24 protein-coding genes are annotated in these 26418 nt (G+C 33.4%); 8 read left to right on the top strand and 16 right to left on the bottom strand.

The features are described from left to right. Window positions 1-132: 132 nt before the first annotated feature. Together BM289_RS12635 and BM289_RS12630 are read right to left on the bottom strand one after the other, a co-directional pair. Window positions 133-555 (bottom strand): hypothetical protein, encoded by a 423-nt coding sequence (locus BM289_RS12635; RefSeq protein ID WP_091493954.1) that lies wholly within the window; start codon window positions 553-555, stop codon window positions 133-135. Window positions 556-775: 220 nt separating this feature from the next. Continuing rightward, window positions 776-1738, bottom strand: coding sequence for a helix-turn-helix domain-containing protein (locus BM289_RS12630; RefSeq protein ID WP_091493950.1), 963 nt, complete (start codon window positions 1736-1738; stop codon window positions 776-778). Between the two features lie 105 nt (window positions 1739-1843). Between BM289_RS12630 and BM289_RS12625 the strand changes: the two genes are divergently transcribed. Continuing rightward, a complete protein-coding gene (locus BM289_RS12625; RefSeq protein WP_143102075.1) occupies window positions 1844-2920 on the top strand; it encodes a fatty acid desaturase family protein in 1077 nt (358 codons plus the stop codon). A 73-nt stretch (window positions 2921-2993) separates the two neighbouring features. On the opposite strand, the gene BM289_RS12620 is transcribed toward BM289_RS12625, so the two are convergent. The 4 genes from BM289_RS12620 to BM289_RS12605 form a co-directional block, all read right to left on the bottom strand. Further along, window positions 2994-5138, bottom strand: coding sequence for a polyribonucleotide nucleotidyltransferase (locus BM289_RS12620; RefSeq protein ID WP_091493945.1), 2145 nt, complete (start codon window positions 5136-5138; stop codon window positions 2994-2996). Between the two features lie 169 nt (window positions 5139-5307). Then, window positions 5308-5574, bottom strand: a complete 267-nt coding sequence (gene rpsO / locus BM289_RS12615; protein WP_057117622.1) for a 30S ribosomal protein S15 — start codon at window positions 5572-5574, stop codon at window positions 5308-5310. A 199-nt stretch (window positions 5575-5773) separates the two neighbouring features. Then, window positions 5774-6469: a toxin-antitoxin system YwqK family antitoxin gene (locus BM289_RS12610; protein ID WP_091493942.1), complete on the bottom strand. Its 696-nt coding sequence runs from the start codon at window positions 6467-6469 to the stop codon at window positions 5774-5776. Window positions 6470-6502: 33 nt separating this feature from the next. Continuing rightward, window positions 6503-6958 (bottom strand): GAF domain-containing protein, encoded by a 456-nt coding sequence (locus tag BM289_RS12605; protein ID WP_091493940.1) that lies wholly within the window; start codon window positions 6956-6958, stop codon window positions 6503-6505. Window positions 6959-7030: 72 nt separating this feature from the next. Here BM289_RS12605 and xrtF point away from each other — a divergent pair, with 72 nt between their 5' ends. From xrtF to BM289_RS12575, 6 genes are all read left to right on the top strand, one after another. Continuing rightward, complete coding sequence (xrtF, locus tag BM289_RS12600) at window positions 7031-7567, top strand: exosortase family protein XrtF (protein ID WP_091493937.1); 537 nt, start codon at window positions 7031-7033, stop codon at window positions 7565-7567. Further along, window positions 7557-8003: an exosortase F system-associated membrane protein gene (locus BM289_RS12595; protein WP_091494233.1), complete on the top strand. Its 447-nt coding sequence runs from the start codon at window positions 7557-7559 to the stop codon at window positions 8001-8003. The genes xrtF and BM289_RS12595 overlap by 11 nt, the downstream gene beginning before the upstream one ends. Before the next feature lie 47 nt (window positions 8004-8050). Next, entirely contained in the window at window positions 8051-8449 is a 399-nt protein-coding gene (locus BM289_RS12590; protein ID WP_091493935.1) for an HYC_CC_PP family protein, read from the top strand. 118 nt (window positions 8450-8567) lie between these two features. Further along, entirely contained in the window at window positions 8568-10574 is a 2007-nt protein-coding gene (locus BM289_RS12585) for a TonB-dependent receptor plug domain-containing protein (RefSeq protein WP_091493932.1), read from the top strand. A 58-nt stretch (window positions 10575-10632) separates the two neighbouring features. Continuing rightward, window positions 10633-10974, top strand: coding sequence for a heavy-metal-associated domain-containing protein (locus tag BM289_RS12580; RefSeq protein WP_091493929.1), 342 nt, complete (start codon window positions 10633-10635; stop codon window positions 10972-10974). A gap of 133 nt (window positions 10975-11107) precedes the next feature. Then, window positions 11108-11788 carry a DedA family protein gene (locus BM289_RS12575; protein ID WP_091493926.1) on the top strand — a complete coding sequence of 227 codons (681 nt, stop codon included), beginning with the start codon at window positions 11108-11110 and terminating at the stop codon, window positions 11786-11788. Window positions 11789-12060: 272 nt separating this feature from the next. Here the strand turns inward: BM289_RS12575 and rodA are convergent, their stop codons facing one another. From rodA to purH, 6 genes are all read right to left on the bottom strand, one after another. Next, window positions 12061-13296: a rod shape-determining protein RodA gene (rodA, locus tag BM289_RS12570; protein ID WP_091493924.1), complete on the bottom strand. Its 1236-nt coding sequence runs from the start codon at window positions 13294-13296 to the stop codon at window positions 12061-12063. Between the two features lie 17 nt (window positions 13297-13313). Then, complete coding sequence (gene mrdA / locus BM289_RS12565; protein WP_091493921.1) at window positions 13314-15287, bottom strand: penicillin-binding protein 2; 1974 nt, start codon at window positions 15285-15287, stop codon at window positions 13314-13316. After that, the gene (locus BM289_RS12560) at window positions 15284-15790 is read right to left on the bottom strand and encodes a rod shape-determining protein MreD (protein WP_091493918.1); all 507 of its coding nucleotides are present in this window, start codon (window positions 15788-15790) and stop codon (window positions 15284-15286) included. Before BM289_RS12560 ends, mrdA begins: the two co-directional genes overlap by 4 nt. Next, window positions 15783-16613: a rod shape-determining protein MreC gene (gene mreC, locus BM289_RS12555; RefSeq protein ID WP_091493915.1), complete on the bottom strand. Its 831-nt coding sequence runs from the start codon at window positions 16611-16613 to the stop codon at window positions 15783-15785. Before mreC ends, BM289_RS12560 begins: the two co-directional genes overlap by 8 nt. Before the next feature lie 112 nt (window positions 16614-16725). Beyond that, the gene (locus tag BM289_RS12550) at window positions 16726-17754 is read right to left on the bottom strand and encodes a rod shape-determining protein (RefSeq protein ID WP_008466528.1); all 1029 of its coding nucleotides are present in this window, start codon (window positions 17752-17754) and stop codon (window positions 16726-16728) included. A gap of 56 nt (window positions 17755-17810) precedes the next feature. Then, window positions 17811-19337, bottom strand: a complete 1527-nt coding sequence (gene purH / locus BM289_RS12545) for a bifunctional phosphoribosylaminoimidazolecarboxamide formyltransferase/IMP cyclohydrolase (RefSeq protein ID WP_091493912.1) — start codon at window positions 19335-19337, stop codon at window positions 17811-17813. A gap of 165 nt (window positions 19338-19502) precedes the next feature. On the opposite strand from purH, the gene BM289_RS12540 reads away from it, so the two are divergent. Further along, the gene (locus BM289_RS12540) at window positions 19503-20750 is read left to right on the top strand and encodes an ABC transporter permease (protein WP_091493910.1); all 1248 of its coding nucleotides are present in this window, start codon (window positions 19503-19505) and stop codon (window positions 20748-20750) included. Between the two features lie 294 nt (window positions 20751-21044). Here the strand turns inward: BM289_RS12540 and BM289_RS12535 are convergent, their stop codons facing one another. The 4 genes from BM289_RS12535 to tamL form a co-directional block, all read right to left on the bottom strand. Continuing rightward, entirely contained in the window at window positions 21045-21656 is a 612-nt protein-coding gene (locus BM289_RS12535) for a hypothetical protein (protein ID WP_091493908.1), read from the bottom strand. A gap of 85 nt (window positions 21657-21741) precedes the next feature. Next, a complete protein-coding gene (accD, locus tag BM289_RS12530) occupies window positions 21742-22599 on the bottom strand; it encodes an acetyl-CoA carboxylase, carboxyltransferase subunit beta (protein ID WP_008466538.1) in 858 nt (285 codons plus the stop codon). 111 nt (window positions 22600-22710) lie between these two features. Then, window positions 22711-23778 carry a class II fructose-bisphosphate aldolase gene (gene fbaA, locus BM289_RS12525; protein ID WP_091493905.1) on the bottom strand — a complete coding sequence of 356 codons (1068 nt, stop codon included), beginning with the start codon at window positions 23776-23778 and terminating at the stop codon, window positions 22711-22713. Between the two features lie 60 nt (window positions 23779-23838). Beyond that, window positions 23839-26412 carry a translocation and assembly module lipoprotein TamL gene (gene tamL / locus BM289_RS12520; protein ID WP_091493902.1) on the bottom strand — a complete coding sequence of 858 codons (2574 nt, stop codon included), beginning with the start codon at window positions 26410-26412 and terminating at the stop codon, window positions 23839-23841. Window positions 26413-26418 lie beyond the last annotated feature (6 nt).

Raw genomic sequence — 26418 nt, 5'->3', positions numbered from 1 at the left:
TTGTTTAAACTCTATAGCTTTTTTAGTAAGGATTTTTTTTTCAATATTATCATCCGTTTGAGAAAAAAGAAGACCAGAGCTTTGAAAGATAAAATAGAATAAAAATAAGAAAACTTTATTGTTCATGATTGATTATGGTATCTCTGTTTTTGTCCCTCGAGAAGTTTCAGGGTCTAAGTTTACCATGAAAGATTCAATCAAAGTTATGTTTTGTACGGTGTCTGAGGTATAATCTAGTTCTACATACCATACATCACAAGTTTCTGGTGTTTCCATAGAGAAATCATAATCGTAATTGATTGTAAGTACATTATCTTTTTCAGTAGGAGGTTCTACAACTGGTGGATCAGGAATTTCAGAGTTCATGTAAAGTGTAGCTCTTACTTTAAGAGTCAATGGTCCGCCTTCTGGAGTGTAAAATTTTGCGGAAATTAATGGAGCAGCAGGGTAAGTAACCTCGCCAGGACTTAAAAAAGTAAATACGTCGGTGTTGATTTTAGTGGTTTGAATTGTTGGGTAAGGAACAAATGGAAGTTCTTTCGAAGAATCACACATTGGAGAGTTTTTTTTATGGATTAGTAATAATTGTTTTTTGGTGTGTTAAAGATATTTTTTTTCTTTAAATAATTTAACATAAAAATGCTCTTTTTAGACTGTTACGATTATTTTTTATTGCAAATTGATTCAGAAAACCTTTAAAAAAATCAAGTCCAAAAAACAAGAAAAAAACAGAATCTCTAATTCAGAGAAATAAATTGATTTCAAGCATCATTACTTAAAAAAACAAATCTACTTGAGAATTAATCTTTTCCATATAATAATCTATTTTGCGGATGGCACGATTAAAGAAAAGATTTTGTTCTTTAATGCCAGACTGTCCAAGAGGTTTGGAGTTTGTAATTTGCTGTTTAAAAAATTGATGTACATTTTTACAGCTTTCTTCGTTATTGGTAATGAAGTATCCTAAAAGTGTGTAAGGAACAAACATGGTCAGTTTCTCGTCGGTTTCAATGAGCATGTTGTTATTTAATAAAATGAGCTCATTGTAATAAACAGAAAAATTATTTTCTGGATTATTGCATTTTTCTTGTATGAGGTCAATAATTCTCTTTAGGTCTGCACAAAGAGCATTTGCACTTTTTAAACTCAAAAGTCCGGCTTCATAAAAATACAGAATCTGCTGTAAACTGCTGTTTATTGTGGTGTCATTCCATACTTCATTTACAATCGTGTTTTCGTAGATTTTTTTCAGTTTTTGCATGTATTCTGTAAAGGATTCTTCGATTACAAAATTTTCAAATGCTACTTTTTTCTGGTTAGAATTTAAAAGATTCAGCCAGACAAAAGCTTTGAATTTTGATAAAATTGTTCCGTCCATAAAGTAAAACAACGGAATGTCTTTTGCGGAATAAAATAATTTAGTTTTCTTATTTTTTGTTAACACTTCAATGTTTTCAGCAGAGGATTTGAAATACTGAAGCATGTCTTTTAAGTTTTCAATTTCGATTGTTTTCTCAACAATCACCTTTTCATTATTAGAAAATAAATTATCTAATGAAATGTTGAAATGGCTGGCGAGTTTGACTGTCTCATCTATAGAAAACTTACTCTTCCCTGAAATTCGTCGGTACGAAGCATCGTAGCTGATTTCTAAAACACCTGCAACTTCGTCAATCAAAGAAATTGACTGCGGGATCTTTTGTTTAATTGCTTTTAAAAATGACTCTTGCGATTTCATATTTTGCGATAATCACAAATTTAAGAAAAAATTTTATTGGTTTGCGCAAATCCAACTGCGATAAATGCAATAGGTTTGCCATGTAATTTTAAAAAGACACTTTTTATGAAAGCTAAATATTTCAATAAATCAGAAGAAGAGAAACTCTTTTTTTCTACATTAAAACAACGAGTTCAGGAACAGCTTCAGGGTAAAATTATTTCTTATGGAGATGCCAGATTTTGGTTTAAAGGACTGTTTTGGACATTTGTTTGTTATCTATCATACCTTGCACTTTTTTCGGATTCGATAAGTAAAATGAGTTTTTGGCTGTTGTATGTTGTTTTTCAGTTATCAGGGTTGTTAATAGGATTTAGTTTTGGTCATGATGCATCACATAATACTGCTTTCAAAAATAAAAAAGCAAACTCAGTTCTGCATTTCTTTAGTTTTCTCACTGTAGGAATCGATCCGTTGCTTTGGGGGTTAAGACACATCCGTTCACATCATTTATATGCAAATGTAGAAGGAAGTGATGTAGATATTGATAAGAATCCTTTCTTGAGATTAGGACCGACACATCCGTGGAAACCCATGCATAAATACCAAGTCTATTATGCGCCTTTTGTTTATATGTTTACTTTATTGCATTCTGTTTTTATGAGTGATTGGATGTATTTGTTTTCAAGCGAATATGATTGGATGAAGCGAGGTGTTCCAAAGATGGAATTGTATCTTAGATTTCTGTTGTATAAAATATTTTACTTTACTCTGGTTTTGATTCTTCCTATTTTGTTTTCTCATTTTGAATGGAGTTTTGTTGTTGTGAGTTACTTTACTGCTAGTGCTTTCACGTCAATGGTTTTTATTATAATGTTGGTAGGGACACATTTTTTTGATGGTGCAGATTATCCCGAACCCGAAGGAGAGTTTTTAGAACATACTTGGGCAGTACATCAGCTTCATACTAGCTGTGATTGGAATGCGGATAAAGGCTGGGCTAGATTTTTGAGCGGAGGTTCGAATTGTCATGCGGCGCATCATCTTTTTCCTAATATATGTCATACGAATTATAGTGAAATAAATAATATAATTGAAGAAACTACAAAAGAATACAAGCAACCTTATCATCATAAAACCTTATTAGAAATGATGTTTTCGCACTTTAAGCATTTATATAAAATGGGAAATCCAGAAGTATAAAAACTTAAAAACCCCAATTCAAATTTTGAATTGGGGTTTTCTATGAATAAACCTTTAGTAAACTAAGATCTGATTACTCTTTTTTCTCCTCACGTGGAGGTCTAGGAACAAGTGCTTTTTTGGACACTTTTTCTTTTTTAGTTTTAGGGTCAACTCCTAAGTATTTCACTTGGAAAACATCTCCCATTTTAACTACGTCAGCTACATTTTCTGTACGCTCCCAAGCCAATTCAGATACGTGAAGTAATACTTCGTTTCCTGGTGCAGCAGTATATTCTACTACAGCTCCAAAATCCAGCATTTTGATTACTTTAACTTCGTAAGCTTCTCCCATTTGAGGTTTGAAAGTTAAAGCATCAATTTTAGCCAATACTGTTTTGATACCTTCTGGATCAGTTCCTAAGATTTCCACAACTCCTTGTTCATCAACTTCGTTGATTACGATAGTAGTTCCTGTAGCTTTTTGTAATTCTTGAATTACTTTTCCTCCAGGTCCGATTAATGCTCCAATAAAGTTTCCAGGAATAGTTCTGGTAATGATTTTTGGTGCGTGAGCTTTAACATCTGCTCTTGGTGCAGCGATTGTCTCAGTTAATTTTTCTAAAATGTGTAAACGTCCATCACGAGCTTGAGCTAAAGCTTGTTCCATGATATCATAACGTAATCCCTCGATTTTGATATCCATTTGGCAAGCAGTAATACCATCAGCAGTTCCAGTTACTTTAAAGTCCATATCGCCTAAGTGATCTTCGTCACCTAAAATATCTGACAATACAGCAAATTTCTCACCGTCAGTGATTAATCCCATAGCAATACCAGAAACGGGTTTTACCATTTGAACTCCAGCATCCATAAGCGCCATTGTTCCTGCACAAACTGTTGCCATAGAAGAAGAACCATTAGATTCTAAAACTTCAGAAACAACACGAATTGTATAAGGACAATCTGCAGGGATCATATTTTTTAAAGCTCTTTGAGCTAAATTACCGTGACCAACTTCTCTTCTTGAAGTTCCTCTTAATGGTTTTGCTTCACCAGTAGAGAAAGGAGGGAAGTTATAGTGTAAGTAGAATTTTTCTTCACCTTGCTCAGATGGAGAGTCGATTTGGTTAGCTTCTCTAGAAGTTCCTAAAGTTACTGTAGCCAAAGCTTGAGTTTCTCCACGTGTAAATAAGGAAGATCCGTGTACAGATGGTAAATAATCAGTCTCACACCAGATTGGTCTGATTTCTGTAGTTTTTCTACCGTCTAGACGAATTCCTTTTTCAAGGATTACATTACGAACTGCTTCTTTGTTTGTTTTGTAGAAATATTTTCCAACTAAACCAGCAAGATCTGCATTTTCAGCATATTCTTCTTCTGTAAATAAAGCTTTAGCTTCTTCTTTTACAGCGGCGAATTTCTCTCCTCTTTCTGCTTTTCCTGAAGCTTCTTGAGCAATTGCATAACATTTATCGTAAGCAGCAGCTTTTACTTTTGCGTAAACAGCTTCGTCTTCAACTTCTCCTTCGTAAGTTCTGTATTCTTGAGAGTTTAATTTTGCTCTTAATTTTTGTTGAGCTTCAATTTGAACTTTGATAGCTTCGTGTGCAAATTTAATTGCTTCGATCATTTCAGCTTCAGAGATCTCTTTCATCTCTCCTTCAACCATTGCAACAGAATCCAAAGAAGCTCCGATCATCATGTCGATGTCTGATTTTTCTAATTCTTCTCTGCTTGGATTGATTACTAATTTTCCGTCAATACGTGCAACACGTACTTCAGAAATTAAGTTGTAAAATGGAATGTCAGAAACAGCTAATGCAGCAGAAGCTGCTAAACCTGCCAATGCATCTGGCATAACAGTATCGTCATGAGACATTAACTGAATCATAACTTGAGTTTCTGCATGGTAATCGTCTGGGAAAAGCGGACGTAAAACACGGTCTACTAATCTCATTGTTAAGATTTCGCTGTCGCTTGGTCTAGCTTCTCTTTTGAAGAAACCTCCAGGAAAGCGTCCTGCAGCAGCAAATTTTTCACGGTAATCTACTGTTAAAGGTAAAAAGTCAACACCTGGATTAGATGTTCTTGCAGATACTGCCGTTGCTAACAACATACAGTTTCCCTGTCTTACAACCACTGAACCGTCAGCTTGTTTTGCTAGTTTACCTGTTTCGATTGAGATGCTTCTTCCATCTCCCAAATCGATAATTTCTTGTGAAACTTGTGGAATCATAAATTTTTCCTTTTTGATTATACAATGGGTTTTAGTTGTGTTGTAGTTGTTGTTGTGTGTAGTTGTTGTTGTCTAAAACCCAATGAAAAACCAAACTTTTTTTCTTGTAATAGTATGCGTGTAATGTAAAAACAAAAAGAGGCACTTTCGCACCTCTTTTCTATATTGATTATTTTCTGATATTCAATACTTTGATAATCTCACGATATCTGTTGATCTCTTTCTTTTTCAAGTAATCCAACAAAGCTCTTCTTTTACCTACTAATAGTACAAGAGAACGCTCAGTGTTGTAATCGTGACGATTTTTTTTCAGGTGCTCAGTTAAGTGAGCAATTCTGTAAGTGAACAATGCGATTTGTCCTTCTGCACTTCCTGTGTTTGTAGCACCACCGTGTTGTGCAAAAATTTCTTCTTTCTTTTCTTTAGTTAAATACATTCCAATATTATTTTAAATGATTTTTATGTATGTCATACAGCTTTTGTAAGACGGGTGCAAAATTAGATTAAAAAAACAGAAAAATCAAAAAAAAATAAAAGAATCTGAAAATAAGCCTATGTGGAATTCTTTTTTGATGATTTGAAAGGACTTTTTTTTATTAAAATGCTTGTCTATAAATACTTTTATCGACGATTCTTTATTTTGGTTTAAGAATTTTTTTCGGATTCTGTTTTTCGCCTAAAGAAGAATAAGAAGTTTTTACATTATTAGCATCGATGCTTTCTCCAGAAATTAAAATACCTTTCTCATAATTATCGGTAAACGAAATATTCTTAGACGAATCATTTCCCTGCCAGATTCCTTGTTTTAAGCCATTTTTTATTTCTCCTTTTTGAATTATAAATCCATCGGTTTCTTCATATTCGCCATTTCCGTCAGTTACAGTTTGTGTTTTATCTTCTTTCCAGCAATTAAGAATCAGGGTTTGGGATTTTTTTGTTTTTGGATCCCACGAATTCTGTTTCTCCGTTTTTTTACTTTGGTTTTCGTACCAATTAATTTCTTTGCCGGATTTATGATCGTCAACGTAATTTATAACCGATTCCTTTGCTCCATTTTTGTAATAACAAATAAACTCTCCGTCCTTTTTCAGGATGTCTCTGTCCAAAGTAGCGCCAGTCATCTTCTTTCTTCCATTTTTGTAGAAATCAGTGATAACATATCTTGTGCTTTTTTGAGAATAGTTGGTAATTACTCTTGTATAACTAAAGTCTGGAGAAGTGGTTTCACGATTTAATGAGTCAAGAAAAATCTTTTTCGAGACCATATTAATTTGTGCCGATAAGTGAGCTGAAATTATAAAGAAGAATAATATAAAGGGGTATTTTTTCATTCAAAGCTATTTTCTCTAATAAAAATAGAACTTCTAGAATAATTTAGCAACCTCTTGATTTACAAATTCTAAAAATCTTTCGTCAGCTTCTGTAAATGGATCAATAACATGGCTGTCGATATCGATTTGTCCAATATTAATTCCATTAACAAAAAGCGGTACTACAATTTCAGATTTAACAGTCAAACTGCAGGCAATATAATTGTCTTGAGCTTTTACATCAGGCACTACAAAGTTGGCATTGCTTTCTGCAACCTGTCCACAGATTCCTTTTCCGAAAGGAATAACAGTGTGGTCTGTTTCTGCACCTACATACGGACCTAAATGAAGTGTTTTGTTTTCGTGGTTGGCAAAATAAAAACCTACCCAATTATAGTATTCTATATTTTCGTTTAACAGTTGGCAAACAGCTAGTAGTTTCTCATCTCTAACTTTATTGTTATCAGATACTATAGCGCTTATTTTTGGTTGTAATTCTTGAAATGTCATGATTTGAAAATTTTATACAAAAGTATTTAAAGCTAAACTCAAAAAATACATAAATTTGAAAAAAAAAATCTCTTGAAGAAATATTTAGTCCAGTTTAAGCCGTTTTTAATTTTCGTAGGGATCTTTTTCTTGACGTATATTGTCCTAACAGTGCTTTATAAATTCTATTTGAATAGTTTTGAAGCAAATGATCTCGATGGCATAACAGTGATCTGCGGTAAAAACACAGAACAGTTGTTGAGGCTTTTTAATTACGATGTTGTTGTTCAAAAAAGTACTCAAAATCCTTGGATGCGAATTGTATTAAATGGACGCCAATTAGCACTTGTAACAGAAGGTTGCAATGCTGTAAGTGTGATGATTCTTTTCGTTTCTTTTGTGGCTGCGTTTTCAGGAAAGTTAAAGCAGACTTTACTTTTTATATTTTTGGGAGTTTTGTCTATCTACATTTTGAATATCATTAGAATTGCCTTGTTGACAGTTCTTTTGATTAATTTTCCAAAATATGAAGATCTGCTTCATGAAATTGTATTTCCATTGATTATTTACGGATATGTTTTTGTTTTATGGATTTTCTGGATCAATAGATTTTCAAAATATGCTAGATAACTTAAAACAAAATAAGCTTCAAATTTTTATTGCAGTAATTGTAATACTATGTTTCGCGCTCATTAGGAGTTTCGAAACGAAATTGTTTTATGATCCTTTTTTGAATTATTTTAAAGATGATTTTAAAGATTTGCCTTATCCTAAATTCAATGGACTGAAACTCTTTTTCGGACTTTTTTTTCGTTATTTTCTGAATTCTGCTTTGTCCCTTCTTTTGATTTATACATTATTTCAAAATCAGGATATTTTTAAATTCAGTTTAATCGTATACAGTTTTTTTATTGTATTGCTCTTAGTCGCCTTTTTTGTAATTCTGGAATATTTTCCAAATGCTAATTGGCTTCTTTTTTATGTCAGAAGATTTATAATTCAGCCTATTTTAGTGCTGTTATTTATTCCAGGATTTTATTATCAGCTTCAATCTTCAAAAAAATAACATTTATTTTGGTTTTTTTATCGGCAGTTTTTGAATAGTTTTGCAGTATGAATTTAAAAAAGTGCACAGGACTATTTTTAGCGTTCCTATTATTGGTTTCCAATATTGGGTTTGCCCTTGATGTGCACTATTGCGGCGGAAAAATCGCGTCTATTTCTTTAAATACAACTTCAAAACCAGTAGTCGAAAAAAAATGCTGCGGTTCTAAAGAAAAAGAGAATTCCTGTTGTAAAGACAAACATGTTCAAATTGAGAAAAAGTCAGATAACGCGACGCTTAAATTTTTCTTTTTTCAATTTGATTTTCCAGCAATTCAGCAAGATTACAAACCTTTAGTGTTTTTAGAGCTTCCAAGTTTTAAAAAGAAAGAAGTACTTTCGTATTATGCTGATGCAAATGCGCCCCCCTTATTCAAATTATACCATCAGTATATTTTCTATTCCTGATTTTAATGTTAAGATATCGTACAAGTCTTGATTAAGGCTTTGTATGCGCATTTTGATTGGTTTTGTTTTCGAACAAACGTCAAAATAGCAATTCTATTCAACATTAAAATCATTTTTTATGCAAAAAAATATTATGCTTTTTATGGCATTTTTTCTTTCTGTTGCTGCTTTTTCGCAAGAAGATTTAGAGGAAGTAAAAATCAATAAAAAACAAAAAGGAATTAAAAAATCCTACACCTTAACTGCCAATACATCAGTTATAACTAGTAAAGAATTGCTCAAAGCAGCCTGCTGTAATCTGGCAGAAAGTTTTGAGACCAATCCATCGATCGATGTTAATTTTTCGGATGCTTTAACGGGAACTAAGCAAATTAAAATGCTTGGATTAACCAGTCCGTATTTAATGATTACAGAAGAAAATATCCCTTCTGTCCGTGGTGCTTCTCAAGCTTACGGACTATCCTTTACTCCTGGAACATGGATTGAAAGTGTTCAGATTACCAAAGGAGCAGGAAGTGTCATCAATGGTTACGAAAGTATTTCGGGTCAAATTAACACTGAGCTTTTAAAGCCTTTAAGTGATATTCCTTTCTTTGTGAACGCTTACGGATCAACCGATTCCCGATTCGAATTAAATACGCATTTCAATAAAAAATTATCCGATAAATGGGCAACCAGTTTATTTGTTCACGGAAATGCACGTGTAGCAAAAAACGATATGAATAATGACGGATTTTTAGACAATCCGTTAGGAAAGCAAATCAACGTTTTGAATCGTTACCAGTATTACAATCCAGAAAGCGGTTTGGTTAGTTTTATCAATTTCAGATACATGAATGATAAAAAACAAACAGGAGAAGTGGATTTTGATAAAGACCGTGATCGTGGGACTACAAATTATTGGGGTTCTGAAATCAATACAGAGCGTTTTGATGTTTCTACTAAAATTGGATATGTATTTAAAGACATGCCTTATCAGAGTATTGGTTTTCAAAATGCTTTTAACAGCCACAGACAAGATTCTTATTTTGGTTTGAATCTCTATGATATCAAACAGAATAGTTTTTATTCTAATTTGATTTTCAACTCGATTATCAATAATACAATGCACAAGTTTACAACGGGTTTAAACTTTACTTACGATCAGTATCAGGAGTTTGTAAATGTTGTGGATTACAGCAGAATTGATAATTCGGTTGGAGCATTCTTTGAGTATACTTATGACAACACAGACAATTTTAGTTTGATTTTAGGTGGGAGAGTTGATAATCACAATCGTTTAGGTTTCTTTGTGACTCCGAGATTACACATGAGATATAACCCGTGGAAAAATGGAGTAATTCGTTTCTCTGCAGGAAGAGGAAAACGTACCGCTAACATTTTTGCCGAAAACCAACAGCTTTTTGCAAGTTCTAGAACGTTCTCTATTTTAGATGCAAGCGGAAAAGTTTATGGTTTAAATCCTGAAATTGCTTGGAATTATGGAATTAGTTTCTCTCAGAAATTCAAGATTTTTGGTAAAAATGCCGATGCAGGTTTCGACTTTTACAGAACTGATTTCCAAAATCAGGCAATTGTAGATGTAATGCAGAGCCCACAGCAGGTTTTATTTTATGATTTGAAAGGAAGTTCTTTTGCAAATAGTCTTCAAGTAGAATTTAATTATGAATTGATTCATAATTTAAACCTAAGAACTGCTTATAAATATTATGACATCCAAACAGATTATTTGAGAGGTTCGTTTCAGCGTCCGTTACAGGCAAAACATCGTTTCTTAGGAAATTTGGAATACGAAACAACTTTGAATGATGACAAACAATGGAAATTTGATTTTACTTATAACTGGTCAGGAAAACAGCAGTTACCTTATACTGCTTCCAATCCTGTAGAAGATCAATTACCTGATTTTTCACCTGCATATGCGGTTATGAATGCACAAGTGACTCGAGTATTTTCTTCTGTTTTTGAAGTGTATATAGGAGGGGAGAATATTGGAAACTATAAGCAGAAAAAAGCAATTTTAGGAGCTGGGGATCCTTTTGGGCCTAATTTTGATGCTTCTATTGCATACGCACCAATCTTCGGACAAATGTATTATGCTGGATTACGATTTAAAATCAAATAATCAATAACAATATCAATTTCGAAAAAATCAATTTTAATAACAATAAATAATAATTAAGATGAATAGATTACTTTTAATAGCAATGATTACTTTTTTTGGTTTTGCAGCGCAAGCTCAAACTAAAAAGAACAAAAACTTAAAATATACTACAGAAGTAAACGGTAACTGTGAGCAGTGTAAAAAACGAATCGAGAAAGCGGCTTATGGTGTTCCTGGAGTAAAAACAGCTAGTTGGGATATTAGTTCTCATCAATTGTCAGTTATTTTGAACGAAGAGAAATCTTCTCCCTCAGATTTGAATAAGGCAGTTGCAAAAGCAGGTCATGATACTAAAGAAGTGAAAGCAACAACTGAGGATTATGATAATCTTCATAGCTGTTGCAAGTATGTGAGAGAATAATTATAACGAAAAGCCCAAACTTGTGTTTGGGCTTTTTTAATAGTTAATTTATGTTTAAAATACTGCATTTTATTGCGGTTGAGGTAAATTATTGTTACTTTCACAAACTTATAAAAATAACCAATCTCATTTTATGAATAATTTTGAATGGACCCAGTTACTAAACCCTGAATTTTATATTACTTTAAGCGTCGGAGGTTTTCAGATTGGGTTATTTATTGTGCTGTTTATAGTGTTTGCTGAAACAGGACTTTTTGCAGGTTTCTTTCTGCCTGGAGACAGTTTGCTTTTCCTAGCTGGCATTTATAGCCGTGATTTAATTGAGAACGTTGTACATATTCAAAATGATTTTGTAAATGTATTTTTACTTGCCACTGCAGTAGCGGTAATGGGAGTATTAGGAAATATGACAGGATATTGGTTTGGAGCCAAAAGCGGTTATTATTTATTCAAAAAAGAAGATACTTTCTGGTTTAAGAAAAAATACCTGCTTCAATCAAAAGATTTCTTTGAGAAATATGGCGGAAAAGCAATTATTTACGCTCGTTTTCTTCCAATTTTTAGAACATTCGCTCCAATAGTTGCAGGTATCGTTTCAATGGATAAAAAGAAATTTATGTTTTATAATATTTTAAGTTCTTTCCTTTGGTCATTCATCTTAATCTTTGCAGGACATTATTTATACGGTGTGTTCTTGAAACAAGGAATAGATTTGAAAAAACACATAGAATATATCATTATAATCATCATTATAATATCTACGTTCCCAGTCTTATTAAAACTTTTAAAAAAGAGACCAAACGAACAGATATAATTTTATAAAAGCATAAAAAAATCCGAAGTGCACATTACTTCGGATTTTTTTATGTCTTATAGTTAGATGATTCTATTTAAATTTAAGATAGTTTACATTTTAATTAAATATATATATAGACTTATTTTAAAATGAATATTGTGTCCAAATTCGAAATTTCGAGCTGAGTGATTAAAATGCTTTTCCTGTTTTGGTTTTCAAATTTTAAGTTTCGTTTGGAATTTGGAATTTGGAATTTGGAATTTGGAATTTTTTATTTGAGGTTTAACTATTTACCATTCATTTACTTTATTGGCATCCATTTTAAGGAAAATAAACAACAATATTGTAAATCCCCAAAGTCCAGAACCTCCATATGAAAAGAAGGGAAGAGGAACCCCAATTGTTGGGAAAATTCCAATTACCATGGCAATATTCACAAAGAAGTGTATAAAAAGAATTCCTGCGACGCAATAGCCATAGACTCGGCTGAATTTTGTTTTCTGTCTTTCGGCTAAATAAATAACTCTAAGCAGTAATGTAACAAAAAGTACAATTACAGTCAAAGAACCTGCGAATCCCCATTCTTCACCTACAGTTGTAAAAATATAATCGGTATGCTGTTCTGGAACGAATCCTCCTTTGGTTTGTGTTCCTTCTAAGAAACCTTTTCCAATCCATCCTCCAGATCCAATTGCAATTTCAGATTGATTGGTATTATATCCAATACCTTTCATGTCGACTGTTTTTCCAAGTAAAATATTGAAACGGTCTCTATGGTGCTGTTTAAAAACATTGTCAAAAACATAATCAACAGAAAAAACAAAACCAGATATTAAAGCTAATAAGATTGCGCTGAGCAACAGGTTTCGGTCAACAACTCTTCCTTTGAAATAGATAATAGCTAAAACAACAAAAGCTATAATGATAACAACATAAGGTTCGAGAACCAAAGTAAGTACAAATAAAACAATCGTTATAAAAGCTGTCCATACATACCAAGAAGGCAAACCCTCTCTATACAAAACCAAAATAAAAACACTGTATATTAAAGCACTTCCTGGGTCTGGCTGTGGTAAAATAAGCATTACAGGTAAAAGCATAATTGCCAGCGCCTGAATCTGTCTATTGGTTTCTTTTAAATTAATTTGAGTGTCACTTAAATATTTGGCCAAAGCCAATGAAGTAGCCGCTTTGGCAAACTCTGAAGGCTGTAAAGTAAAACTTCCTATAGCGTACCAGCATCGTTGTCCTGCAATTGTTTTTCCAAATAGAAATAGCCCTGCTAGTGATAATAAAGCCACTCCAAAAATAATACTGGCGTATTTTTCGTAAAATTTACCATCAACAAAAAGTACAACAAATATCAAAGGAATTGTACAGCCAATAAAAATAAGCTGTTTTTGATAAGTTCCATCTGTTGATAATAGGGAAGACGAATAAATATTCAGCCATCCTAGTGTTACCAGCGCAATGTAGATAAAGACACTTATCCAATCAATATTATTTTTTACACTTTGATTTTTCATTTGAAATACTTTCTCTCTTAGTTTTTCTTAGTTGTGTCTACTGCTGTTTTTTTAACCTCTGTTTTTGGCGTTACTGTAACTGGCGCTTTGGGTTTTATAATTTTTGCTTGTAAAAGAGAATCCTTTGGTACTGATTCGATTTTACTTGCTTCGTTCATTCCGCCTAATTTTGCATATTCGGCGGCTAAACTTTTATTTAATACTCTTGTTTCTAAATCGGTTCTTGTGATTTTGTTTCTTAGATATTTTTCAATCATCAAACTCGCAATAGGACCTGCGACTGTTGCTCCAAAACCTCCATTTTCAATCATGACGGCAATGGCAATTTTTGGATTGTCTTTTGGTGCAAAAGCTACGAAAATAGAGTGGTCTTTAAGCTTTTCTCTTTTTCCGTTTATTTTGGCATAGTTTTCTGCTGTTCCCGTTTTTCCACAAATATCAATTCCCTCTACTCTAAGAGCGTAAGCCGTACCTTTGTTATATACATCAAATAAACCACTGATAACTGGCGGGAAATATTTTTGATCAATTGTAGTTACGTGTTTTGTTGTAAATTTTTCATCAATTTTTTCTCCTTCAATCTTTTTAATGATATGAGGAGTGTAATAATACCCTTGATTGGCAACAGTTGCCATCATATTAGCTAACTGAATTGGCGTCATCAAAACCTCTCCCTGACCAATTGCGTTAGACACAATGGTTGAACTTCTCCAGCCTCCGTTAGGATAAATTCTTTTATATGTTTTAGAAGTTGGAATATTCCCTCTTTTTCCAGTAGGTAAATCATAACCCATAAACTGTCCTAGTCCAAAACTTTTTACGTGATTACTCCAAACATCAACAGCTTGTCCCGGATCTTTATATTTATTGATGGTAAGCATGTAAGCTTGTCCAAAATAAGTATTACAAGAATTGTAGATTCCGTTATGCAGTTGGTGTGGTCCAAAACCATGGCATTTCATAAATCGGCCTCCACCATAGCTGAAACCATGATGACACATAAAAGTGGTTTGTTCGTTTACAACGCCTTCTTGCAGCGCCACTAAACCAGTTAAAATCTTAAAAGGAGAACCAGGAGGATACTCTGCTAAAAGACCTCTGTCGTATAATGGTTTCGCAATAGAATCGTGATATAAAAGGGTATAGTTTTTAGATCTTTGACGGCCAACTAAAATTCCTGGATCATAAGATGGAGCGGTAACCAGTGCTAAAATTTCACCTGATTTAGGTTCAATAGCCACTATACCACCTCTTTTATTGATCATTAATTCTTCGCCATACTTTTGAAGAGCAGCATCAATGGTTAAATTAATGTCTTCTCCAGCTACGGCAATTGTATCGTATTTTCCTTCTTTGTAAGGGCCAATTTCTCTGTTGTATTTATCTTTCTGAATGTATTTTACACCTTTTATACCGCGTAAAATGTCTTCGTAACTTTGTTCTACACCTTGCATTCCATGTAAATCTCCACTATTATAGTACGGATTCTTGGCAAGAAATTTTTCGTTCACTTGTGTGATAAAGCCAAAAATATTTGCGCCATAATCTACTTCATAATCACGAAGCGATCTTTTCTGGAAATAAAATCCTTCATATTTTCTAAGTTTTTCCTGAAAAGCCGCAAATTCATTTTTATTTAACTGCGACAAGAAAACAGAAGGAAGTCTTGGGCTGTAAACTTTTGCTTTTTCAATACGCTTGTGATACTCGTCTTGAGTGATATTTAAAAGCGTACAGAATTCAGCAATATTTAAATCTTTTTTTACCTCTCTAGGAATAACCATGATATCATAAGAAGCTTGATTAGCCACGAGAAGTTTCCCGTGTCTATCGTAGATGTAGCCTCTTTCGGGATAGTCGTAGACTTTTTTTATCGCATTATTTTCTGATTTCAGCTTAAAGGAATCATCGATAATCTGCAGATAAAAGATCCTAATCACTAGCAAAGATGCTGCAATAATAATTATAGTGGGCAGCAGAACTTTTCTCATCGTTTATTGGGCTTAATAAGATAAATTATTATTATGGAGGTGATTATGGTAAAAATTGAGCTAAATAACGTTCGGAGTAAAACATCCCAAATGAACATGAATTGAAATGCTTCGAGCACAAACAATACAATATGATGTATTAAAACCGAAACTAGTATAAATGAAAATCGCTCTGGTGTTAAAGATTCGTTTAGTTTAATAGTTTGATATTCATAACTAAGTCCAAATGAGAACTTAAAAATATAGGGTCTGTAATAGGCAAGAATTACACAGGCTGTTGCATGTATTCCGCCAGAATTACAAAACATATCCATAGTTAAACCCAGTAAAAAGCTAGAGATTATTAAACCCGCTTTATTGCTGTTTACAGGATATAAAATAATATACAAGATATACGGAAAAGGACTTATGTAGCCTAAGAAATTCATATTGTTGAAAATAACAATCTGAACTGCCAGCAGCATAATAAATCGAAAAATATTTACCAACAAAGCGCTATTCATCTTTCTCTTTGCTTTTGTTTTCTAAATTAATAAGTTCTTCTCTTCCTTTGCTTTTAATGATATAAACGTGTCCTAAATTGGTCATGTCGTTAAACAATTTTACTTTTATAACATAAAAACTTGTGCCTTCTTTTTTGTACACTATATCAACCGTTCCAATATTAATTCCTTCAGGGAAAATTACAGATTGTCCACCGGTTACAATGGTATCGCCTTTTCGAATTGAAGCTAATCTAGGAACATCTTCCAGCTGAACATATCCTGTGCTTTTTCCGTTCCATGTTAATGAACCAAAATGATTTGATTTTTTGATTTTTGCATTAATATGAGATTTCATGTTCAGAATACTTACAACAGTTGAATAGTTTGGTGAAGTATTATCAATAACTCCCACAATTCCTAAGCTGTTGATTACTCCCATATCTTGCTTAACTCCATCTTTGCTTCCAGAGTTTAAAGTGATATAGTTCTCGTGAGTATTGTATGAATTATGAATTACTTTAGATACAATAATATCCGAAGGTTTTACTCCTTTGATACTGTCAGGTGTAGGCGGTTTTGTAGTGTCTTCTTTGTTGAATAAAAGGCTTTTTAATCTTGCGTTTTCAAGTACAAGTTCGTCGTTTTCTGCTCTTAAATTCAAATATTCATTTACACGATTGATTTTTTCGTAAACACCACCGCTTAAAAAATTAGCAGAACTGATTACTCTGCTTCTATGGTAGGAGTGAGATTGAATAGTGAGTCCTAACGATATACCTAAAAGCAGCAAAAACAGTAACCGATTACTGTTTCTTATAATGAAATTAAAAATTTGCTGCATTTCTTGTCTGGTTATTTTGTTTCAGGATATGCTTTTATGGTTTCAAGTTTTACGAGGATCAAATATTGAAAATTCAATCCTCATAAAAGTAAATTGATTGTTATTTTGAATCTTATTTGATTAAGATACTTTTAAATTTTGCAATGTTTTTAAGCGCCATTCCTGTACCGCGAACAACTGCTCTTAATGGATCTTCAGCAATGTAAACTGGTAAATCTGTTTTTTGAGAGATTCGTTTGTCAAGACCTCTCAACATAGATCCACCACCAGCTAAATAGATCCCAGTGTTGTAAATATCGGCAGCCAATTCAGGAGGAGTTTGTGATAATGTTTCCATTACAGCATCCTCGATACGCTGAATAGATTTGTCTAATGCTTTTGCAATCTCACGGTAAGAAACATCTACTTGTTTTGGTTTTCCAGTAAGCAAATCTCTACCTTGAACTGACATGTCTTCTGGCGGTCCATCTAAATCTTCGATAGCCGCTCCAATTTGAATTTTGATTTTTTCAGCAGTACTTTCTCCAACAAATAAGTTGTGCTGTGTACGCATGTAATACACGATATCGTTTGTGAAAACGTCACCTGCAATTTTTACAGATTTGTCACATACGATTCCGCCTAAAGCGATTACAGCGATTTCTGTTGTACCACCTCCGATGTCTACAATCATGTTTCCTTTTGGTTGCATGATATCGATCCCAATACCGATTGCAGCAGCCATTGGTTCGTGAATCAAGTAAACTTCTTTTCCGTTTACTCTTTCACAAGATTCTTTTACAGCACGCATTTCAACCTCCGTAATTCCAGAAGGAATACAAACAACCATTCTTAAGGCTGGCGTGAACATTCTCTTTTTTAATGCAGGAATGCTTTTAATGAACATATTGATCATTTTTTCCGAAGCATCAAAATCGGCAATTACACCATCTTTCAAAGGCCTTATGGTCTTGATGTTTTCATGTGTTTTACCTTGCATCATGTTGGCTTCTTTACCAACAGCGATGATTTTGCCTGAAACTCTATCTCGTGCTACGATAGAGGGGCTGTCAATAACAACTTTATCATTATGAATGATCAAAGTGTTTGCGGTACCAAGGTCTATTGCAATATCCTCGGTCATGAAATCAAAAAATCCCATAAGTTTTTTAGGGGTTTAAAATGTTATAAATTATTTATCGAACAAAGTTAAACAAATTAATGTTTAAAATGACGAGTTCCAGTAAATACCATTGCAAGATTATTTTCGTTGCAATAATTTATGCTTAATTCGTCTTTTATCGAACCTCCTGGCTGAATTACAGCAGTTATTCCTGCTTTTTTGGCTAATTCTACACAGTCCGGAAATGGGAAAAATGCATCACTTGCCATCGAAGCTCCATTTAAATCAAATCCAAAAGCTTTTGCTTTGTCAACAGCTTGAATTAAAGCGTCAACTCTTGAAGTCTGACCTGTACCGGATGAAATCAATGTTCCGTTCTTTGCAAATACGATTGTGTTTGATTTTGTATTCTTGCAGATTTTAGAAGCAAAGATTAAATCTTCGATCTCCTGAGCAGTAGGTTCTGTAATTGTAACGGTTTTTAAATGCTCTTTATTATCCGTAATATTATTTCTGTCCTGAATTAACAAACCATTAAGACAAGTTCTTACTTGACGAGCTGGTAATTCAACTTCATTTTGTACTAATATGATTCTGTTTTTCTTCTCTTGTAAAACCGTAACAGCCTCATCATCATAAGCTGGGGCAATTACCACTTCGCAGAATAATTTATTGATTTCTTGAGCCGTTTCTAAATCAATTTTAGTATTAGAAATTAACACTCCTCCAAATGCTGAAGTAGGATCACAAGCCAAAGCCGCTAAATAAGCTTCGCTGATTGTTTTTCTTGAAGCTAAACCACAGGCATTGTTGTGTTTTAGAATCGCAAATGTTGGACCGTCAGTTTTGAACTCAGCAATTAAGTTAACAGCGGCATCAACATCAAGCAAATTGTTGTATGATAATTCTTTTCCGTGAAGTTTGTTGAACATTGCGTCAAAATCTCCAAAGAAGAATCCTTTTTGGTGAGGGTTTTCACCATATCTTAAAACTTGACCGTTTGCAATACTTTCTTTGTAAATAGTCTCGTCTGTGTTGAAATAATTAAAAATTGCTCCATCATAGTGGGATGAAACATGGAATGCTTTGGTGGCAAACAATCTTCTGTTTTCCAAAGTTGTTGCTCCGTCTTGCTCCGTAATCAAATCCAAAAGAAGGCTGTATTCGTTAACCGAAGCCACAATTACAGTGTCTTTGAAGTTTTTAGCACCAGCACGAATTAATGAAATACCTCCGATATCAATTTTTTCGATAATATCTTGTTCGCTTGCTCCGGAAGCAACCGTTTTTTCAAAAGGATACAAATCAACAATTACTAAATCGATTTGAGGAATGTCAAATTCTTTCATTTGCTGAACATCGCTCTCGTTGTCTTGACGATTCAAGATACCGCCAAAAATTTTTGGGTGTAATGTTTTTACTCTTCCACCAAGAATTTCAGGGAAAGAGGTGATATCTTCAACAGGAACTACCGGAATACCAAGGTTTTTAATGAAATCTTCTGTTCCTCCAGTTGAATAAAGTGTTACGTTTTGCTCGTGTAGTTTTCTGACAATTGGTTCTAATCCATCTTTAGAAAAAACAGAAATTAATGCCGATTGTATTTTTTTTGTTGTGCTCATTGTGTAGTTATGATTTTGAGACTGCAAAAGTAGTTTTTTTATATGTTATTTTAAAAAAAAATCATGTAACAAAATGCCAAAAAAATCTACTGATGAGTAAGTTAACTTTTATTAGGTTTTTGAATTTAAATTATTGAATTTTACTTTATTGAAAAATACAAAAATATGCTTGTTTATTTAAGATTGTTAAAAGAAAGTCTAAGCTTTGCCATCAATGCTTTGCGAAATAATAAATTACGTACATTGTTGTCGCTTTTAGGTGTGACAATTGGTATTTTTTCAATTATTGCTGTTTTGGCTGCTGTTGATTCTTTAGACAAAAAAATCTCCAAAGATTTAAGCAGCTTGGATAAAAATACAATTTATTTAATGAAATTCTGCTTTGGGCCATCTGAAATTCCGCAATGGAAAAGAGAACAGTTCCCAAATGTAAAATACGATGAATACATCGGTTTAAAAAATTCAATGAATGATACCGATCAAGTCGGATACCAGCTTTTTGTAAATAGAGAAACTTTAAAATACGATTCAAAAACAGTCAGCGATGTAAATATTATTCCGTCGTCAAGCGAAATGGTTGATATCGACGGATTGAGTTTTGACAGAGGAAGATTTTATAATGAATCAGAATCTAATTCAGGAACTGCAGTTATTGTTTTAGGATATGATATAGCCGAAGGGCTTTTTGGGACAAGTGATCCGCTTGGTAAAAGTATTCGTTTATACGGGCAGCGTTTTACGGTTATTGGTGTAATGGCAAAACAAGGTGCTGGTTTTTTTGGAGACAGTAATGATACTTCGGTTTATCTTCCGGCTAATTTTTTACGAAGAATGTATGGGGATAGTGATGCCATGACGCCCGTGATTGTTTTAAAACCAGTTAAAGGTGTCGATATGGAGGCGTACAAAGCAGAAATCGCACAAAAACTTCGAGCAATCCGTGGTATGAAAGCAGGGGAAATGGATAACTTTTTTATCAATGTACTCTCTGGATTTACTGATTTTATAGACGGAATTTTAGGTCAGATGAATGTAGTAGGGTGGGTTATCAGTGGATTTTCTCTTTTAGTCGGCGGTTTCGGAATTGCTAATATTATGTTTGTTTCTGTTAAAGAAAGGACTAATCTTATTGGAATCCAAAAATCATTGGGAGCCAAAAATAAATTTATCTTATTCCAATTTTTATTTGAAGCAATAATTTTATCAGTTATTGGTGGTGTCATTGGACTTCTGATGGTCTGGGGAATTGCCTTTGGTTTGACCAAATTACTTGACTTTGAATTTGTATTAAGTTTAGGAAATATTCTTTTAGGAACTGGTCTTGCTGCTTTTATCGGTTTGGTTTCGGGGATTTTACCTGCAATTTCTGCAGCAAATTTGGATCCTGTTGAAGCTATTCGAACAGGGATGTAGTTTTTTAAGATGCTAAGTTCTGAGATGCTGAGTTGCTAAGTTCTTTTAGAAGCAAAGGTTCAGAGAGGCAAAGTTGTAAAGGTTTTTTTAAGCTGTGGGATGATATTTCAACTGAATTTGGAGATTGATTTTAAGATTAAAAAGAAGCTTAGTTGAATTGCTTTAGAACTTATTCTCTTTTAATTGAATTTCTATAAAATTCCGTAGGAATGAATCATTTTGTAGCAACGGATTTCAATCCGTTGAGAAATGAAAGGACACGATGCATAAGTTCCGTAGGAACGGCATATATTCTTATTTGTTGCTTGGAAGTTTAATCTTTGTCTTATCCCATTTTATAGAATCTGGATAATAATAGATATGTTTGTTTTGGTTGTTTTTGTATCTTAAAACAGTGTCTTCTTCTTGAGTAGTTCTTCGAATAAAGTAAGTACCAATATTTTTCGTGTTTAGGAATTCAAAAAATGTAGGATTTTTAATTGTATCATTTTGAGAAGCAATAATTAAAATCTGTCTATCTTTTTCTTTAGTTAAGATATTTTCTGAAAGAAAATCAGTTAAATTTTTAGGTGGAATTCTAATAATATCTTTTGGTTCTAAATGTAAAAAATGAGGAAGAGTGTCGTTTTTACTGCCATAACTGCATAACGCCAAAAAGTACTCTCTCTGATAAAAATAAAGATTGCCTTTTTTGTCAATAATCAATTGATGTTCTCCATAAAACCCTTTTCTAGGAAGTGCGACAAATTTACTTTTGTTTTTCTTTAAAGAATCGATATAATTTTGAAGTTTTCTGTCTTCATAAGAAATAATATAATCTCTATTTTTTAGAACGGTATCTTCTTTTTTCTTTTCGCAATTCAAAAAGAATAAACAAATTATAAAAGCAATAAAAAATCTTTTCATAGAAAGTCAGATTTAAAATAAATGTATAAAAAAAATCCCAAGAAGCAATTTTCTTGGGATTTTACGTTTAGAAAAAGTTTTAAAACTATTTTCTGATATCATTGTTTTGAATCAAATCGATGTATAAGTTGATCTTATCTTTCAATTCTTTTCTAGGCGTGATAAAGTCTAAGAAACCGTGTTCTAATAAGAACTCAGCAGTTTGGAAACCTTCTGGCAAATCTTTTCCTGTAGTGTCACGAACAACACGAGGACCAGCGAAACCAATCAAAGCGCCTGGCTCAGAGATGTTGATGTCTCCTAACATAGCGTAAGATGCAGTTGTTCCTCCAGTTGTCGGGTCTGTACAAAGAGAGATGTAAGGTAATTTAGCTTCAGCTAATTGAGCCAGTTTTACAGAAGTTTTTGCTAATTGCATTAAAGAATAAGCAGCTTCCATCATACGAGCTCCACCAGATTTAGAAATCATAACAAAAGGTAATTTGTTTTTGATCGCGTGATCAATACCTCTTGCAATTTTTTCACCTACAACTGCTCCCATAGATCCACCGATAAAAGCGAAATCCATACAGCAAATTACAAGTTCTCTTCCTTTAGATTTTCCTACTCCCGTACGTACAGCGTCTTTAAGATGAGTTTTTTCCATTACATCTTTCAATCGGTCTGCATATTTCTTTGTGTCCACAAAGTGCAGAGGATCTTTAGATGTCATGTTTTTGTCTAACTCAACAAATTCGTTGTTGTCGAATAAAATTTCAAAATAGGTTGCGCTTCCAATTCGAACGTGAAAATCATCTTCAGGGCTAACGAATAAATTTCTCGCCAATTCGTCAGCATCAATAATTTTTCCAGTAGGAGATTTGTACCACAATCCTTTCGGAACGTCCATCTTGTCTTCTGTAGCGGTCGTAATCCCTTTTTCTTGTCTTTTAAACCAAGCCATTTTTTTAATTTTAGAATGTAGATTTTAAAGTTTAGATTTTTCAATCTGAATTCAAAATTTAAATTTCAGGCTTCATTAGAAATCTGAAATCTAAATTCAAAAATCTAAAATTTAAAGTGTATTTACGTTATTTAAATCAGCAAAAGCTTGTTCAAGTCTTGCGTTGAATGTTACTTCGCTTTCACGAACCCATCTTCTTGGGTCATAATATTTTTTGTTTGGAGCATCTGGACCTTCTGGATTTCCAATTTGAGATTTCAAATAGTCAAGGTTTTTAACCATATAATCACGGATTCCTTCAGTGTATGCAAATTGTAAATCTGTATCGATGTTCATTTTGATAACTCCGTAGCTAATTCCTTCTCTGATTTCTTCAAGTGTAGAGCCTGAACCTCCGTGGAAAACGAAATCAACTGGATTGTGTCCTGTGTTGAATTTTTGTTGTACGAAATCTTGAGAATTTTTTAAGATTTTTGGAGTTAATTTTACGTTTCCTGGTTTGTAAACACCGTGAACGTTTCCGAAAGCAGCAGCAATTGTAAATTTAGGGCTTACTTTAGATAATTCTTCGTAAGCGTAAGCTACTTCTTCTGGTTGAGTATATAATTTTGAGCTGTCAACATCAGAGTTGTCAACACCATCTTCTTCACCACCTGTAATACCAAGTTCGATTTCTAGTGTCATGCCCATTTTGCTCATTCTAGCTAAATATTCTTTACAGATCTCGATGTTTTCTTCGATTGGCTCCTCAGACAAATCGATCATGTGAGAACTGAATAATGGTTTTCCTGTTTCTGCGAAATGTTTTTCAGAAGCATCTAATAAACCATCAATCCAAGGTAAAAGTTTTTTTGCACAGTGGTCAGTGTGTAAGATTACAGTTGCACCGTAAGCTTCTGCCAAAGTATGAATATGTTTTGCTCCCGCGATTCCTCCTGCGATTGCTGCTTTTTCACCTGCATTTGATAATCCTTTTCCAGCGTTGAATTGTGCTCCACCGTTAGAAAATTGAATGATAACTGGCGCGTTTAGTTTCGCTGCAGTTTCAAGAACTCCATTAATTGTGCTAGATCCAGTAACGTTTACTGCTGGAAGAGCAAAACCCTTCTCTTTCGCATAATTAAAGATCTCTTGTACTTGATCTCCTGTAGCTACTCCTGGTTTAATGTTGTGTGCCATTGTAATTTTTTTTATAGTTGTTTTTAGTTTTTAGGTTGCAAAAATAAGAATTAATTAGCATTAGAACGGATAATTTATACCAAAATTTAAAACGGAATGCCCAAAATTGTATTCTTTAAACCATCTGTCTCCCTTCTGATGTGCCGGATTATAAGTCTTAAAGCCTAAATCTAAACGAATAACAAAAAAGCTTAAATCGTATCGTAAACCAAATCCTGTGCCTAAAGCAATTTCTTCTAAATCGTTTAAGTTATCAAATTTTGCTTTTGGATCTACAACATTATCGAGTACATTCCAGATGTTTCCGGCATCTGCAAAGAGTGCTCCTTTGACATCTCCAAAAACTTTGAAGCGATATTCGATACTCGCTGCGATTTTCATATTGGCCTCGTTAAAGTCATTTACAGCATTGGTACTTCCTGGGCCCAAAGCATAAGGTTGCCAAGCACGGTTGTCATTTGAACCTCCGCCATAATAACTGCGTGAAAACGGAATATAATTTGAATTTCCAAACGGAATTGCAATACCAAAGAAGCTTCTAACAGCTAAAACTTTTTCTTTTCCAAAGTCCCAGTGTTTGATATAGTCAAATTCTGTTTTTATGTATTCAGAATATTCTAAATTGAATATCTCATAATTTCCTCTTGAGTTTTTAGGAAGATTTCCAATAGCTGAAATAGCAGATAATAAGGAGCCTGCTGATTCTATTTTTGTTCTAAACTGATAGAAATTATTGTCAGCAAGATCTTTTTTGGTTGTTTTTGTAAATGAATAGCTGGTTGCCAGAATAAAGTCATTTTCGGTCAAACGAATCCTTCTTTCTTCAATACTTGCGACTTCTTGATACTGTGAGTTGTCTGGTGTTAAGGCAGTTCCTCCAGTTAATACGTCATTAGTAAAGCCAGTTGTTCCTTTTGGTATAGTTAAGTTTTTTTCGGCTTGCTGTTCAGGAGTGTCTCCCCAATTAGTGGCTGTGGTGTTATAATCTTTTCCAATATTATTCAAATCATCATATGAAGAAGTATAGACTCTAAAATAATTGTCTGGATTCAGATTGCGAACAAACTGTGCATTTAATAACTCAAATTTTGCAGTGTTGTGGCGTTTTGGAGTCCAGTTATACGAAATCCCCCCGGTAAAGTTTTCTTTGTCCAAACCAATATTTCGCTGTTTCGAAAAACCCGACGTTATAGAGGTATAAGGAATCATACTCTTTGGAATAATTTTTTCGGTTCCAAAAGGAAATAAAATCCTCGGAAAGTTCAATTTCATATCCAAACCATATTCCGAAACATTAAAGAAATTATTATTTGGATTTGCCATGTCTCTCGAAGATCCAATATTCAAACGAGCTGAAATTTCTAAAGTTTCTGCACGATTGAATACATTTCGAATAGTTTCAGAGATACTTGCCCCAATTCCGAAATCCTGAATGTTAGAATGCGTGACGTCAAAAGTAGCTCCAAAACTATATTTTTTTCTTGGAGTTAAATAGACATTTGCAATAAGAGATTGCGCTGTAGAATCTCTTTTATCAACTTCATATTGAATAGATGGATAATTAAAAATCTTTAAGTTATTTAAGTATCGAGAAGAAAGTGTAGTTCTAAAATCGGCAAAAGTACTTCCCTTAGTAATAAAAATAGCGTCTGTGATTGCACGCGGTTTGTATTTTAATGTTTTGTAGCTGTAAAGGTTAAAGTTATTGTATGTTGTACTGTCGGTTGGTTTTTTCTTTGCATTTGCGGCAGAATAATCAGTGTAAATATTTACATCGCTGATGGTGTACAATTTGAATGGTTCGGTTCGGCTTGAATCTCTTCCTTGGATAACGTTGTTGGTGATGTTTAAAGTTACATTGGCTTGATTTTTTTTACCAATAGTATCGATGTCAAAAGTCACATAAGTAGGCTGGAAGTAATAAGCGCCGTGATTTCTGAAATAAGTTGTAATACGGTTTTTTTCTTCTTCAAAATCAGTTGTTTTATATTGGTTTCCTGATTTTAATAGAGAAGGCTCGTTGTTGTTTTTGTACAAAGAGTCCAACGCAGGAGTTAAAATCTTTGTACTGATGGTGTCTAATTTATAAGCTGGGCCGGTTGTAATGTTGTAATTAATCGCAGCTCTTTTTTTACCTACTGTATCAATTGTATAGCCGGTTTGAACATTAAAAAAACCATTATTGAAATAGTAATATTTTAAACGAAGTAATGACTTTTTTGTTTTTGCAGTGTCAATAATTACAGGTGGCTCACCAGTATTTTTTAAAAACTCATGAATTCCTTTATAATAAAAAGACTGACCGAGACGGTCTACTTGTTTCGCCGAAAATATTTTAGACATACGCTCATACTTTCCAGGGTTGTTTTTGAATTTTGCCTGATAAGTTGAATCTGGATTTAAATTAGCTAGATTGTATAAATTTAATCGAAGTTTGTAGCCTAAAAGTTTACCATTCGGTTTCTGGTACATCTGATTAGCCGCAACTTCATCGTTTGTTGATTTTCCGTTGACTAGAATATTGTTTTTAACAAGAAGGTTTTTTCCATCGGGAACTCTTTTTACGGCATTACAAGCGCAAATAAGTATTGCAATTAGAAGAAATGCTATTATTTTTGTGGAATTATTTTTCAAGTGTTG

The organism is Flavobacterium phragmitis (assembly GCF_900112575.1).
GTDB classification, from domain to species: domain Bacteria; phylum Bacteroidota; class Bacteroidia; order Flavobacteriales; family Flavobacteriaceae; genus Flavobacterium; species Flavobacterium phragmitis.
The sequence above is the reverse complement of the archived record's forward strand: the minus strand, read 5'-3'. Positions and strand labels throughout refer to the sequence as shown.